This is a genomic window from Gottschalkiaceae bacterium SANA, assembly GCA_036323355.1.
GTDB lineage: Bacteria > Bacillota > Clostridia > Tissierellales > GPF-1 > GPF-1.
The window spans coordinates 1776964-1791946 of record AP028876.1 but is presented as its reverse complement, the minus strand read 5'-3'; the positions used below and the strand labels follow the sequence as shown (position 1 = coordinate 1791946).

At 41.7% G+C, this 14983-nt stretch carries 15 protein-coding genes, 3 tRNA genes and 2 other annotated features; of the genes, 2 read left to right on the top strand and 16 right to left on the bottom strand.

What is annotated here, in order from left to right:
* Positions 1-4: 4 nt before the first annotated feature.
* The 9 genes from pheS to AC25CA_RS08395 form a co-directional block, all read right to left on the bottom strand.
* Complete coding sequence (pheS, locus tag AC25CA_RS08435) at positions 5-1027, bottom strand: phenylalanine--tRNA ligase subunit alpha (protein ID WP_486813416.1); 1023 nt, start codon at positions 1025-1027, stop codon at positions 5-7.
* Between the two features lie 43 nt (positions 1028-1070).
* Positions 1071-1262 (bottom strand) — a binding site (T-box leader).
* 31 nt (positions 1263-1293) lie between these two features.
* The gene (locus tag AC25CA_RS08430) at positions 1294-2079 is read right to left on the bottom strand and encodes a TrmH family RNA methyltransferase (RefSeq protein WP_486813415.1); all 786 of its coding nucleotides are present in this window, start codon (positions 2077-2079) and stop codon (positions 1294-1296) included.
* Complete coding sequence (locus AC25CA_RS08425; protein WP_486813414.1) at positions 2079-2735, bottom strand: potassium channel family protein; 657 nt, start codon at positions 2733-2735, stop codon at positions 2079-2081. The genes AC25CA_RS08430 and AC25CA_RS08425 overlap by 1 nt, the downstream gene beginning before the upstream one ends.
* A 9-nt stretch (positions 2736-2744) precedes the next feature.
* Positions 2745-4112: a TrkH family potassium uptake protein gene (locus AC25CA_RS08420; RefSeq protein ID WP_486813413.1), complete on the bottom strand. Its 1368-nt coding sequence runs from the start codon at positions 4110-4112 to the stop codon at positions 2745-2747.
* 84 nt (positions 4113-4196) lie between these two features.
* Positions 4197-4553 (bottom strand): 50S ribosomal protein L20, encoded by a 357-nt coding sequence (gene rplT / locus AC25CA_RS08415; protein ID WP_486813412.1) that lies wholly within the window; start codon positions 4551-4553, stop codon positions 4197-4199.
* A 23-nt stretch (positions 4554-4576) separates the two neighbouring features.
* Positions 4577-4771 carry a 50S ribosomal protein L35 gene (gene rpmI, locus AC25CA_RS08410; RefSeq protein ID WP_486813411.1) on the bottom strand — a complete coding sequence of 65 codons (195 nt, stop codon included), beginning with the start codon at positions 4769-4771 and terminating at the stop codon, positions 4577-4579.
* Between the two features lie 18 nt (positions 4772-4789).
* Entirely contained in the window at positions 4790-5305 is a 516-nt protein-coding gene (gene infC / locus AC25CA_RS08405; protein ID WP_486813410.1) for a translation initiation factor IF-3, read from the bottom strand.
* A 1-nt stretch (position 5306) separates the two neighbouring features.
* Positions 5307-5417: a sequence feature (ribosomal protein L20 leader region), on the bottom strand.
* Between the two features lie 145 nt (positions 5418-5562).
* Positions 5563-7344, bottom strand: coding sequence for a flavocytochrome c (locus AC25CA_RS08400; RefSeq protein ID WP_486813409.1), 1782 nt, complete (start codon positions 7342-7344; stop codon positions 5563-5565).
* Between the two features lie 87 nt (positions 7345-7431).
* On the bottom strand, positions 7432-9498 hold the full coding sequence (locus tag AC25CA_RS08395) for a flavocytochrome c (RefSeq protein WP_486813408.1): 2067 nt from the start codon (positions 9496-9498) through the stop codon (positions 7432-7434).
* Between the two features lie 189 nt (positions 9499-9687).
* Between AC25CA_RS08395 and AC25CA_RS08390 the strand changes: the two genes are divergently transcribed.
* On the top strand, positions 9688-11406 hold the full coding sequence (locus tag AC25CA_RS08390; RefSeq protein ID WP_486813407.1) for a sensor histidine kinase: 1719 nt from the start codon (positions 9688-9690) through the stop codon (positions 11404-11406).
* Positions 11399-12139, top strand: coding sequence for a response regulator transcription factor (locus AC25CA_RS08385; RefSeq protein ID WP_486813406.1), 741 nt, complete (start codon positions 11399-11401; stop codon positions 12137-12139). Before AC25CA_RS08390 ends, AC25CA_RS08385 begins: the two co-directional genes overlap by 8 nt.
* 109 nt (positions 12140-12248) lie before the next feature.
* Here the strand turns inward: AC25CA_RS08385 and AC25CA_RS08380 are convergent.
* The 7 genes from AC25CA_RS08380 to AC25CA_RS08350 all read right to left on the bottom strand — a co-directional run bounded on the left by AC25CA_RS08380 (position 12249) and on the right by AC25CA_RS08350 (position 14981).
* A tRNA-Cys gene (locus tag AC25CA_RS08380) sits at positions 12249-12322 on the bottom strand.
* Between the two features lie 5 nt (positions 12323-12327).
* Positions 12328-12402: transfer RNA gene (locus AC25CA_RS08375), tRNA-Gly, on the bottom strand.
* Between the two features lie 6 nt (positions 12403-12408).
* A tRNA-Phe gene (locus AC25CA_RS08370) sits at positions 12409-12484 on the bottom strand.
* Between the two features lie 92 nt (positions 12485-12576).
* The gene (gene hslO / locus AC25CA_RS08365) at positions 12577-13458 is read right to left on the bottom strand and encodes an Hsp33 family molecular chaperone HslO (RefSeq protein ID WP_486813405.1); all 882 of its coding nucleotides are present in this window, start codon (positions 13456-13458) and stop codon (positions 12577-12579) included.
* A 2-nt stretch (positions 13459-13460) separates the two neighbouring features.
* Positions 13461-14207, bottom strand: coding sequence for a class I SAM-dependent DNA methyltransferase (locus AC25CA_RS08360; protein ID WP_486813404.1), 747 nt, complete (start codon positions 14205-14207; stop codon positions 13461-13463).
* A gap of 38 nt (positions 14208-14245) precedes the next feature.
* Positions 14246-14782, bottom strand: a complete 537-nt coding sequence (gene hpt / locus AC25CA_RS08355; protein WP_486813403.1) for a hypoxanthine phosphoribosyltransferase — start codon at positions 14780-14782, stop codon at positions 14246-14248.
* A gap of 40 nt (positions 14783-14822) precedes the next feature.
* Entirely contained in the window at positions 14823-14981 is a 159-nt protein-coding gene (locus AC25CA_RS08350; protein ID WP_486813402.1) for a hypothetical protein, read from the bottom strand.
* Between the last annotated feature and the right edge of the window lie 2 nt (positions 14982-14983).

Here is a 14983-nt window from a genome sequence, read left to right as displayed (position 1 = left end):
CTCCTTAGAACTGATCAATAAACCGCATATCATTTTCAAATAGTAAACGGATATTTGGAATCCCATATTTCACCATGGTGATTCGATCGACACCCAATCCAAATGCAAATCCGGTATACTTCTCTGAATCAATTCCACAATTCTCTAAAACCTTGGGATGAACCATCCCACAACCCAACAGTTCCATACTCCAACCCGTATAATGACAGGCTTCACAGCCCTCACCACGACACTTTAGGCATGAAACATCCACTTCGGCACTCGGCTCCGTGAATGGAAAATGATGTGGACGGAATCGTGTTTCAATATCATTACCGAATAGTTCATGTACAAAGGTTTCAATGGTATCAATCAGATTTGCCATGGTAACGCCTTCACCGACGACCAGACATTCCATTTGATGAAACATAGGTGAATGGGTGTCGTCGACATCGTCAAAACGGAAGGTTCTTCCTGCGGTTACCATACGAATCGGAGGTTGAATATCTTTCATCGCACGAATTTGAACCGGTGAAGTTTGTGTGCGAAGCAAAAGCTCTGGATTGATATAAAAAGTATCGGACATGTCACGGGACGGATGGCTTTCCGGCGCGTTCAAAGCATCGAAGTTGTTGTAGACCGTTTCAATCTCTGGTCCCTCTACAACATCGTAACCCATACGGCTAAATAAAGCTTCCAACTCTTCTTTTACCTTCATCAAAGGATGATGATGGCCTACTTTTTCTTGAAGCCCATCAATCGTAACATCAACTTGTTCTTCCAAAAGTTGTTTTTCCAAAGCCAGTTGCTTCAAGCTTTCTTTGCGAGTTTCTATGGCTTGATTTAAAGCCTCGCGCACTTGATTTGCCACCTCGCCAACAATCGGTCGTTCCTCCTTGGGCAATTTTCCCATCTGGCGTAAAACCTGTGTTAATTCTCCCTTTTTCCCTAAATACTGTACACGGATTGCATCGAGAGATTTTAAATCACTAGATGCATCAATACTTTCCAATCCAGTTTTCTGGATCTCCAATAATTGTTCTTTCATATTTGTTCGCCCCTTCCTTAAAAATAAAAAAACGGAACACTTCGTCAGGGACGAAGTGTTCCGCGGTACCACCCTAATTGTCTTGCGACCTCTTAACTGATAACGGCTAAACCGATCCAACTTACTAGTTTCAGTCAGATAGCTCAAAAGTGAAATTCCGGTTTTCGCGTGTTATCTTTCAGCCATCGATAACTCTCTGGAATGCGACCGTACTATGCTTTCTCATTGCTTTCATATGCTATTCGTGACTGATTATATCATGTGTGTCAAAAAACATCAATCCTTTGATGAGATTGTATGGCATACATGAGAATACCCGCTGCAATCCCAGCGTTTAAAGATTCTGCTTGTCCGGTCATAGGTATTTGCACGCGCAGGTTAGACGATTCAATCCATTCCTTACGAATCCCATTGGCTTCGTTACCGATAATTAAAGCAACTTGATCTTCAAAATTCACAACAGGCAATGGATCGGAGTCACTCAAGGAACTTGCGATACATTGATAGCCCTTTGCCTTGGCTTCCTCTAATGAATCAGATTCCCAAATATGCAGTTGCAAAGTAAAAATTCCACCCATAGAAGAACGAATCACCTTACTGTCATAGCAATCTACACAACCACGAGTCAAAAAAATATCGCGAAACCCAAAGGCTTCTGCCGTGCGAAGAATTGTACCCAAATTTCCTGGATCTTGTATGCGGTCAAGAATGAGAATCCGTCGACTCCACTCTTGCTCACTTTCAAGCAATTCTTTCATAGAAACAATGGCGAGAATTCCTTGACCATGAACGGTTTCACTGATTCTTTTCCAATTCTTTTCATCCGCCAGATAAACGGGTGCTTGAATTCGTTGGAGAATTTCAGTACCTTTTGCTTCTTCTTGAAACTGGTTTGTTACAATGACAGCCTCAATGTTTTGATGAGAAGCCTCTGCTGCCCCAAGCAAACGAAGACCCTCAACAATATACTTTTGTTCCCGCACACGGTATTTTTTCTGCTTTAATTTTGTCCATCTTTTCGTCTGTTCTTGTGACAATCGAATGAATTCCACTATCGTTGTCCTTCTTTTTCCAATTGAATCAATTCTTGGTTGCCCCCGATGACCACAAGGATGTCTTCCTTATCAATCACTTCATCCGCTGCTGGTGAAATATTAATGCTATCCGTATGTTTGATCGCAATTACATTGATGCCGTATCGAGTAGGTAACTGAAGTTCAACTAGAGTTTTCCCTTCCCAATCCTTTAAGGCACTTATTTCTACGATTCCATAATCAGGAGCAAATTCAATATAATCCAAAAGATTGGAGGATACTAAGTTACGAGCAATACGAACACCCATATCTCGTTCCGGATGAACAATTCGATCAGCACCAAGTTTTTCTAGCACCTTTCCATGATTTTCATTCTGTGCTTTGGCAATGACCATTTTCACACCCAATTCCTTAACGATCAGTGTCGTCATGATAGACGCCTCTAAATTGGTACCTAAGGCTACAGTCGCCACATCAAAATTGCCGATCCCAATCGCTTTTAAGGTTGTTTCGTCTAAAGCATCCGCTTGAACCGCATGGGTTACATAGGGCGAAATTTCTTGAATTTTTTCAGGATTCTTATCTATAACCATGACATCATATCCCAAATCAAATAATGTTCTTGCTAAACTTGATCCAAATCGACCGCATCCTATTACGACAAATTGTTTCATCCCTACCTCCTACCCAACATTGATATTTTCTTCCGCAAAATGATAAATTCCTTTATTCGTTTTTGTTCTCTCTGCCAAGGCAAAAGCAATGGTCAATGGACCCAGTCGCCCAAAAAACATATTTCCAATAATAAGCAAACGTCCAAATATGGTTAAGTCTGCCGTAATTCCACGGCTTAATCCCACCGTTGCATAGGCAGAAACGGTTTCAAAGAGAACATCCAAAAAACTGGCATCCTCTGAAATGGCCAACAACAAGGTAGAGACAAGGCAAACAAAAAAACCGAGCATAAAAATGGTAATAGCTTTATTAATGGCACCTTGCGGAATTCTTCTTTTATAGATTTCCACATCTTCCTTGCCTTTGATATTCGATAGAATCGTTAAAAAGACTACACCGATCGTTGTGGTTTTTACTCCACCTGCTGTAGAGCCTGGAGAACCACCGATAAACATCAACATAATGATAAAGAAGGTAGATGCATCTCGCATGCTGTTCATGGGAATACTGTTGAATCCTGCGGTTCTTGGCACAACAGATTGAAAAACTGCTGCAAGGATCTTTTCCCCTGCGGTCATAGAACCCAGCGTCTCTGGGTTTGTAAATTCGACCAGATAAATAAAGATAAATCCAACGACCAACAATCCACCAGTGATGACGAGAACGAGTTTTGTATGTAAGCTCAAACGTGACATATTTTTTTTCATTCGGATAGTTTGAGAAAGATTAATGAAAACAGAAAATCCAATTCCTCCAATCACAACCAAGAAGCTCATAGTCATAATCACCAAAAAACTTCCCGAATAGCTTTCCATGCTATTTCCAATCAAATCAAATCCAGCATTACAAAAAGCAGAAATCGAGTGAAAGATTGAAAACCAAATTCCTTTCCAAAACCCAAAATCCGGCACAAAACGGAAAGAAAGGATCAATGCACCGACCGCCTCAATTAAGAAGGTCGAATATAAGACATATTTTGTCAATTTAACAACGCCAGAGAGTGTTAAATTGTTCAACTCCTCTTGTAAAATCAATCGATTTTTCAAGGTAATCTTACGGCCTAATACCAAGGCAACAAGGGTCGCCATGGTCATAAAACCCAGTCCACCAATCTGTATTAAGACCAGTATGATCAGTTTTCCAAAAAAGGTCCAATGCGCCGCTGTATTTACAACAATAAGCCCTGTTACGCAGACTGCCGAAGCAGAAGTAAAAAGGGCATCAACAAAGCCAACGCTATTCCCATCTATAGAAGATATGGGTAAATTCAGCAGCGTTGCTCCCACTAAAATCAATAAAAAGAAACCGATCGCCAGAAAGCGAGCCGGCTTTGCACTAATCTCATCGAGACGACTTCGAATATCGATTGTGATCATCTCCCGTCTGTCAAATTCTTCATGCTTTGCATATATTGTAATTCAAAGGTGAAAACAAGTCAAAAAAATAAGTCCCCGAGGGACTTATTTTACGCTTTCCTTGGCAATATTAACCAATGCTGTAAAACCTGCAGGATCATGAATTGCCATTTCAGACAACATTTTGCGGTTTACTTCGATCTCTGATTTCTTCAAACCATTGATAAAGCGGCTGTATGACATTCCGTTTAAACGAGTTGCTGCATTAATACGAGCAATCCAAAGTTTACGGAAATCACGTTTCTTTAATTTACGTCCGATATAAGCGAAGCGCATTGAGCGCATAACCGCTTGGTTCGCTGGACGGAACGAACGGCTTGCTTGGCCATAATAGCCTTTTGCTAGTTTTAATACTTTCTTGTGCTTCTTTCGTGCGTTCATCGCACCTTTTACTCTAGCCATTTTAAATCCTCCTACAGATCAACTTAGTACGGTAGCATTTGTTGTAGCTTTTTTTCATCACTTGGGCAAGCAATTTTTCCTTGTCTCAATTGACGCTTTCGCTTCGGAGATTTTGACTTGAATAAGTGACTCGTATAATTGCTGTGTCTTTTGAATTTACCTGTTCCAGTTTTTTTAAATCGCTTTGCAGCTCCGCGATGAGATTTCATTTTAGGCATGATAAAGCCTCCTCTCAATTATTTTTTTGGTGTTAGAAACATAACCATGTTTCGTCCTTCCATACGTGCATGTTTTTCAACTTCGCCATATTCCTGAATCATCGTGACAAATGTTTTCAATACTTCACGACCAATATTCGTATGGCCCAATTCGCGTCCTCTAAAACGGACGGTAACTTTAACTTTGTTCTCTGCTTTCAAGAATTTAATCGCATTGCTTGCTTTAACTTGCAGGTCATGCTCATCAATTCTTGGTGTCATTCGAACTTCTTTAATATTAATGGTTTTCTGGTTTTTCTTCGCTTCCTTCTCTCTCTTCGACTGCTCATATCGGTATTTGCCATAATCCAAGATCTTGCATACCGGCGGCTTTGCGTTGGGAGAAACCATCACCAAATCCAATTTTTTCTCTTGTGCAATCTGCAATGCTTCTCTAGTGGGTATAACACCCAACTGTTCTCCATCGCTATCGACAACACGGACTTCGCGGGCGCGAATTTTTTCATTAATAAAAAGTTCTTTGATACAAAACACCTCCTAAAAAAAATAGCGGATAGGCTCACCTATCCGCATCAAAACTCAATTTTGAGTGATAACCTTATAAGCTTTCGCCATAAGGTGAGAAGCGGACCTCCTACTTTCCTTATACAACATTCTAAGTATAACGGTTGACAGTCATTTTGTCAAATGATATTTGAACCAATTCTGCTACCAGAAGTAGTCTATCAAACCGTTCCCTATTTGTCTAGTGTTTTTTATCAAACCAACTCTTTGCTGGATTGAACGATGATCTAATCTTCTAGAACAGGTGCGTATCCGCCTGCGATTCTCCCAAAGACCAGGGCGTCTGGGACTGCACAAGCACCCAAACGGTTTTCACCATGAATACCTCCGGTCACCTCACCTGCAGCGTAAAAACCCGGGATGATATTTCCTTCCGTGTTTACCACCTCAGCATGTTGAGTGATGGCAACACCGCCCATTGTGTAATGCACCGACGGAACCCCCTCCAACATATAGAAAGGTCCATTCAACAAGGGTTTAAAACCAAGTGTTCGATCGAATGCCTCATCTTTTCCATTTACAATATATTGATTATATTGATCAAGCGTTTTCTGTATCTCATGTTTATTCACACCGAAATATGCTGCGCATTCTTGGATTGTGTCGCGTTTAATTAGCACGCCTTGATTTAACCACCTTTCAACTTCTTCCAAGGCAACCGGATCATCCGAAAGGGTATCGATTATACTTTGAGTAAAGATCTCATAGCTCGTCTGCGCCGTTTGCTCGAGAATCCGGCCTGCGACGATATCTCGCACCTCGTCTTCATTCACAAAGCGCTCGCCCTCTTGATTCACAAAAAAGGCTCCAGCGCTTGCACGAATATTATCCAGATAATAGTGTTTCCCCGATGCTGGATTGTTGTACGGAAAGAGTTGAATAAATTCCATATCAATTAATTTTGCTCCAATTTTTTCCGCCATTAAAATTCCATCCCCAGTAATTCCAGGAGAATTTGATGTCAACACTTCGCTACCCAGGGATGCCCATTGGGTGTTGTAGTGTTCCCTCATTTCTACATTGGCACTGAATCCACCGCTAGCAAGAATCGTTTTTTCCCTTGCAAAAATACGATGCTCTTGAGAATTCACGGTTGCATAAACCCCAAATACACGACCTGTCTCATCAATCATGATGTCTGTCGCCTTTGCATTGTAAATCACCTGGACACCATTACTTTCAGCAAGGAAAAGAAGCCGATCTACAATACCCGCTCCTAAACCTATGGGGATCACCGTCCTTGGAACTGAATGTCCGCTCACCGTATAGACTCGCGTCTGATATTCGACTCCAATTGTTTCCTCAAGCCATTGGAGCGTCGAATTGATATTTTCACAAAACGTTTGAATTAACTCCAATTTGCCGGTTTTTCTGCCTCCGGCATAGATATCTCCGATCATCGTATCTACATCATCCTCAATTCCAAGCTGCTTTTGTAAATCGCTTCCAGGCACGGACATTTCACCACCTGATAGGGCTGTATTTCCGCCAACGAAAGGAAGCTTTTCAATTAAAATTACACTTTTCCCTTGAAGGGATGCCTCGACTGCAGCTGCAAGTCCAGCTGCGCCTCCCCCAATTACAACAATATCAAATGTCTGATCTTGATGAATTTCTTCCTCTATGGCCTTGATACTTGCCTGTTTAAAATAGGCTGGCTCCATTCCCGCTGCAACAATGGCCGCCTCCACAGCTTCAATCAAAGCGAGAGATGTCGTCGTCGCACCCGATACCGCTTCAGCCGGCAACACTTGATTGGAAATAATCCTTTCGAAGATTTCATCCTTGGCCTGCTCTGCCAAGGAAAAGGACTCGTTTACACCCAATGAGTCAATTTCGATAATCGCGCCATTTTGAACAACAAGTTCAATTGTGATTTCTTCCACATATCCGGTTGCACATCCAGTAAATCTACCACCTTCCGAAAATGGAATCGCATATTCAACGGTCTCACACCCCGTCATCATGACACTAGCTATTATAAACAGCAATATGATCCATCGCTTCACGCGCACTCCTCCCTTTCATTCAATAATGTATTGTATCATGGGAAACGGTAAAAACAAATAAAGGGCTGCATGGGCAGCCCTCGTTTCTTATTTTTCTTGTGCAGCGTTTTGTCCTGCAATGCGACCAAATACCGTAATGTCTGTAATGGCATTTCCGCCCAGGCGATTGGAACCATGTACCCCGCCTGTGACTTCACCTGCCGCAAAGAAATGCGGAAGAATTTCACCATCTATCCCGATCACTTGGGTATTCACGTTAATCTCCACCCCACCCATTGTATGATGAATGGCTGGTGACGATTGGATGAAATAGAAGGGTCCCTCTGACAGGCTATATTCTCTCAGCCCATTTCTTCGTTGGAAGTCAAGATCTTCTCCCGCTTGAGCGAAACCATTGTAACGTTCAATGGTCGCCTTGAAGCTATCTAGATCGATCCCATAGAATTCACAAGCTTCCTCTACCGTATCTGCTTTCACCATCTGACCCGTCGCTTCAAGATGTGCAAGTTCTTCACCAAACTTATCGAAAAATCCCGTTTCATCCGCTGCATTTTGATCGAAGAAAGAATAAGAGATTCCACCCGTTTGTTTGCCGGTCGCAATCGAGATGACATCACGTCGCTCTAATTCTTCCACATAACGTTGCCCTTCTTTGTTGACCATGACTGTTGTACCAAGACCTCGTCCGGAATTGGCACTAGAAATCAATTCTCCAGTCACGACATCACAAGTTGGATGTTTTTGGATATAGGTCATGCCAACCAAATTCGCACCAGCTTCACGTGCTAAGCCAACACCGTCGCCTGTGCTCAATACACTATTGGTACATAATGCACCCTCCACATAATTGGGATCAAATTCTTTCAACAGATCTTGATTTCTACCGAATCCACCGGTGGCAAGCACTACCGCTCGGTTGGCATAATAGAATACGTCTTCTCCGTTTCGAATTGCTTTTACGCCCGTAACCGCACCTGTATCATCTTTCAAAATTTCAACTGCTTGCGTATTGTAGTTCACATTGATTCCTTGATTCAAGGCATAATTAAACAGCGTTTCAAAAAGTTGTGCACCTTCACCCTCTGCATAATGAGAACGTGTTTGAGAATGTCCTCCCGCGCGGTTCAACATATACCATTTGACCCCAACAACATCTTTATAGTACTGGTATGCTTCTGCAGAATTCTCTGCTAGTGTATGGACTAAATCCGGATTGTTGATACGGTCGCCACCTGCCATTGTATCTTCAAAGAATGAATTGTTTTGGTCAACAATACCTTCTTCATCCTGGTATGTTGTTTCAGAGGCATTCAATACCCCATCCGTCAACTTCGTATTGCCTCCAGGAACCGGTGCTTTTTCCAGCACAATGACTTCTGCTCCCGCAGCCATTGCTTCAACCGCCGCATTAACGCCTGCACCGCCTGCACCGATGATAATGACATCAGCTGTCTGCTCTTTTGGTAGATCAGTAATCGACACTCCGCCCGCCGCTTCAGCAAACCGATCAGCGAATCCCGCTTCTTCCAAGGCAGCGATTGTTGCCCGAATCATGGCACCCGATGCCAAGGTTGCGCTGGCAACTGTGTCAACATCTGTACTATTTGACTCCAATATGGCTTTTCTCACCAATTTGAACGATCGGTCGAAACCAATGGTTTCATGAGATTCAACCACTTGAATATCCTGAATCGCTCCGTTTTCAATTGTAACTTCAACCGTTAACAGTCCGCCTTTTCCTTCGGCGCTTCCCTTATATACGCCGTCAACGACTTCTGATTCGATTTCGATTCCCATTGCCATGGCAATCGCATGATCAACAGCCTTTTTTATTGCCTCTGAAGAAACAGATGCACCCGATACCGATTCAACCTCTGTCGATTGCGCCTCCAGTATCGCTGTCGGCATCTTCTCAAAAACCTCGTCGCTTAGTCCCTGAGTTTCATTTTGACTCACAATCTTGATATCCGTTATTTCAGTTTCACTGAAAGTGACTTCAATTTCAATGTCTCCACCATTTCCTCTTGCCGTAACAGGATACACACCCGCTTGGTATATCCCCTTCGCCGGCTCCGCTGTCGCTTCGCTCGCTGAACATGCCGCCAATGAAAATACCATCATAAGTGCCAAAGCCAATGCAAAAATTCTCTTCATTATGTTGATTCCCCCTTATGAATATAGTTTGTTATTTTTCAAACAAACTTTCTGAAATTTATTATAGCATTCGCCAGGAAGTCTGTATTTACACGAATCAACAGATTTTATATCTCTTTTTACGCATCTTGCAAAGGATTGAAAGATTCGATATACTCGGAAAAGAAACCCGGCGAAACGGAGGAAACCATGACATTCAGAAAAAGAATACTAATTAGTTTTTGCTTATGTATCTCCATTGTTTTTTCTATTCTGATGGTCTACGTCAAGACATCTGTCGAAAGGAACACCATGGCATATACAGAAGAGCAAACCATGTATGCAATGGAATCAAAAGCTTCAGAAGTTGGACTTTGGTTCTTCACAAAGATATCTGAATTTCGCGTCCTCTCTGAACTGCCAGCCTTTCAGTCTATGGATATCCGCGGAATCAAACCGCTGATCGACGAACTTGCCAGTCGCCCTTCTTCTATAGAGAGCACTGAATTCTTCGGTGTCGGCGGAATTAATCAAAAGATTTGGATCAATGGCGAACAAACCCTGGAACTAATCGACCGAAGCACAATGCTCAAGATCAAATCCAGCACCCAGGAATTCATCATCGACAATCCTCAGATCTCTCCCTACAATCACAGGGACATCTTCCCCATCTATTATCCCATCCTGAATGACAAAGGGGAAAAAACAGGCATCCTCTATGGCGGAATCCCGACCAAAACCTTGATCAATATGCTGGCAGATATCAATCAATCCAATGGCATCACCTGGATTATGAATCAAGACGGGGTAGTCTTTACACAAAACGAGTCCTATTTCTACCACGAAGTCTTGTCTCAAGAAACCCTTAAAGAATTGATGAATGATAAAACAAGGCGACAGACCGATGTTCTCCATTTGTCTGATCTTCGTAATATGAGTTCCACCCTGATCTATTCAACCATTCCAAATACAGACCAATGGCTCCTATGCACTCTTTTGGCTGATTCAGAGATATTTGCCCATAGCAATGAACTATCTCGAAACATCGCCATGCTGTGGATTGCACTTTTATTGCTCACTGTCCTTATATCCTATTTTCTGACACGATCTTTTGCTCAACCCTTAGAAGCGTTAAAAGCAAATATGCGAGAAGTGGAAAAAGGCAATCTAGTCAGCCTCCCCTTGGGCAATCACAAGGATGAATTTTATTATCTGGAAGCCTCTTACAACCGTATGTTGAATCAAATTTCCCATCTAATCGATCGTATTTACACAGAACAAGGATTCAAGCGAGAAGCAGAGCTTCGTGCCCTGCAATCGCAAATCAATCCACACTTCCTCTATAACACCCTAGATACCTTAAAATGGATTGCTTTGGACTACCAAGCCTATGAGATTTCAGATGCTGTCAATTCCCTATCCGCCTTCTTCCGCATCTCCTTAAGCGACGGAAATGAAATGATTCCCCTTGGGAAAGAACTGAATCACGCGCGTCATTATATGGAGATCCAAAAGATGCGCTATACCGAAATTCTTGATTATCAAATTGAAATTGAACCTTCAATCCAGCACATTGATACCTTGAAAATTTTGATTCAACCACTCGTGGAAAACGCCCTCTATCACGGGTTGAAACCAAAGAACAAAAAAGGATTGATTTCGATTACAGCATATGAATACGAATCCTTGATCTTCATTGAAGTCACAGACAACGGTGTCGGCATCCCTTCTCAAAAGCTACAAAATATTCGTAGGAATTTGGAGATGCAAATGATTAGCAAGCATTATGGTATATACAATATATTGGAGCGACTGAAGTTAAAATACGGCCAAAGTGCCGGTTTGACAATTGAAAGCATTGAAAATTACGGCACAACCGCCACCATCTACTATCCCATAGAAAACAAAGGAGGGTTTCATCATGTATAGAGTTCTTATCGCAGATGACGAGGAACGAATCAGAAACGGCATAGCGAAACTAATTGAACAATTTGATATCGATCTCCAGGTATGTGCACTTGTGAAAAATGGAGCAGAGGCCTTGGAATCCACGCGCATTCACCTGCCCGAGATTGTTTTGATCGATATCAACATGCCCCAACTTAACGGACTAGAAGCAATTGAAAGAATCCAAGCGATTCATCCAGAAGCCGTCATCATCATCATTTCAGGTTACGACCGCTTTGACTACGCCCAGAAAGCCGTCTCTTTGGGGGTTTATCATTATCTGTTAAAACCCTTTCAAAACGATGAATTCCGCGACCTCCTCCTCTCCGCTCTTGAAACCTATCGGGAGAAAGCACAGAAAAAGAACTTAATCACCCATGCACTGGATACCCACCAAACGAATCAGAAGGCGCATATTCTTGCCTATATCAAGGACCGTTATCGAGACCCTCAATTGAGTATGTCTTTATTGGAAAGCACCTTCTCCATGGGTAAGACAAGCATCGCTAATTATATCAAGAGAGAAACCGGTAAAACCTTTATCGATTATGTCACTCAGCTCAAGATTGAACACGCAAAGGATCTTCTAGGAAATCCAGATATAACTATTTTACAAATTTCAAAGCTTCTTGGATTTAGCAGTCAGCATTATTTTAGTCGTGTATTCAAAAATCAAACTGGATTTTCACCGCTTCAGTTCCGTTGTCAGAAATAAAAAACACCCTTACGGGTGTCCATTACAAAATGTGATTCGCCGTCAATCGATATGTTTGCGGCTTTTTTGCATAAAAAAATGAGAAGAAATAACTCTTCTCATTTCATTTTGGAGGCGCCACCCAGATTCGAACTGGGGGTAAAGGATTTGCAGTCCTCTGCCTTACCACTTGGCCATGGCGCCCTATTTGGAGCGAAAGACGAGATTCGAACTCGCGACCTTCGCCTTGGCAAGGCGAAGCTCTACCACTGAGCTACTTTCGCAAAACTTGGTGCCCAGAGGCGGAATCGAACCACCGACACGGGGATTTTCAGTCCCCTGCTCTACCGACTGAGCTATCTGGGCTAACTGCGACTTCTATATATTACAATATCATTCGAGAAAAGTCAACGGGTCACAGTAAAGTTCCATTATTAAAAATAGTCTGAATTCCAAGATTACCCATTTGATTCTTGTATAAGTTGCAAGAGATCCTCTTTATTAAAGCGATAATTCGTGTTGCAAAAATGACAATGCATCTCTGTAGAATCATCCTCATCCATAAGACTCTTCAGTTCATCTTTGCCCAAAGCAAGCAAAGCTTGTTCCATTCGTTCGCGTGAACAGTCACACTCCCAAAATACTGGCATTTCATCCATAAAATCCAATTCAAATGAGGGAAGCAAGCTATGTAGCCGTTCTTTGGGATCCGTAGAGATCTGGGCTGCCTTGGTAAAACTTGGCATGGAGGCCACATCTTTTTCTAATTGAATCAATACCTCTTCTGAAATATCAGGCATGGTTTGAATCAAAATTCCACCAGCCGTTTCCACCTCGCCTTCTTTATTAAACAAGACCCCTAGATTAACGACACTGGGTTGTTGTTCACTCATTGCGAAATAATAGGCGAAATCCTCTGCAATCTCTCCAGAAACCAAAGGCGATCTGCCCACATAGGGTTCTTTCAAACCAAGATCTCGAATGATAATCATTTGACCGTCCTTGCCAACATAACCACCGACATCAAGTTTTCCATTCGATTTCAGGGGCAATTCAATTTCTGGATGATCCACGGTTGCCTTGATTCCCCCCGTTGAAGAAGCAACAAGTATCAACTTCCCCCCTGGACCATTACCCTGGATTTGAACCGTGATCTTATCCTTTAGATTTTTCATCATGCTCGCTATAATCGCAGAAACCGCTGCAGTTCTTCCCAATGCTGCGGTTGCCGTTTCACTCAACTTGTGAATCTCTTTCATTTCTTTCGTTAATTCAGTGGTATTCGCCAAAAAAAATCGAAAGTTTTGTCCACGATCCATACCACGTAAAATATGATTCATTTTTATACTCCTTTTTGCGCACGCCATTGCACGCGTTCGCTTTTGTCTGTAACTGGATTTTTCGTAAACCCATCAAATGATTGGTTATTAACAAAGCCAGCTTCAACAAGTGCCATTTCGATTTCCTTCATAGTATATCCTCGTTGTTGATGGAACTCGTCGAAGCGTTCATAGCCATCTTCCATTTGAACAAAAAAAGTGATTTCATATGAAATCTGACACTTGTCTGGATCCCATTGATTCTTCCAAACATAATATACATCATCTTGATCAGCGACAAAAATTTCATTGCCGTATAAGTCACTCATCCGATGCAAGGTGACGACATCAAACAGAAAAATCCCACCGGGTTTCAGTTGATCAAATACCCGTTGAAAAACCCTTAGTAAATCGCCATCTTCCAACAAGTAATTAATGCTATCGCATGAGCAAATCGCAAAATCATACTTTTTAGCAAATCGGAAATCAACCATGTCTTGCTGAAAAAAACGCACATCACGAATCGGAAGATTTTTCTCTCGAGCAATGGTCAACATCTCTTCCGATCGATCAAAGGCATCCAAATGACAATTTTTCCTAATCATTTGTTCTGTCATATTTCCAGTTCCTGAAGCCATTTCTAGCCCATCTATGGGACTGGGATGCAATTCGGTAAGAAGTTTCCACAGATAATCTGCCCACCCTACATAATCTACATCTCGATTCATCAAGCGATCATAATAATCAGCTAAGTTTTCATAATTACTCATAATTTCCTCCAAAGAAAAAAGAAGAGCGAACTCTTCTTCTACGCTTCCTCATCTTGGATAAAAGAAAAAATATACGGAATATTTCTAAAGTAATCTCCGTAATTTAAACCGTAACCGACAATAAAAAGGTCCGGTATTACAAATCCGCAATAATCCGGCTCGATTTCCACCACTCTTCGTTCTGGTTTATCCAATAAAACACAAGACTTTAATGATGCTGGATTCGATGCTTTTAAATGCTTCAAAATCACGGACATCGTTAAACCAGAATCGACGATATCATCGACGACTAAAACGTGACGACCATTAATATCAACAGACAAATCATTGACAATACTCACTTCACCCGTAGAAGCTTCCCCATGTCCATAACTCGATGTCGTCATAAACTCCATCTGTACATCACCATCAATGGCTCTAATCAAGTCTGCTGCAAAGATAAAACTCCCTTTGAGCAGTGAAATCACCAATATCTTTTCACCCAAATAATCTTCACTTATTTGCTGGCCCAATCTTTGGACCTCTTTATTAATTTCCTCATGGGAAAATATAATTTTTCTTTTGCTTGTATCCACAGTCTACCCCCATAATTTTTATTAATTGTACCACAATTTATTAAGAAAATCTATCCTCATCCCGATCACGTCCAACCAATCGTTCCATTTTCAGATTCAACTTTTTTAGCTCGACAAGAATTCGATTTAAAGTAAACTGCAAACTAACAAGGATGACAAAAAAGATGACACCGATTACCATTTGAATTTGAAAATTCATAC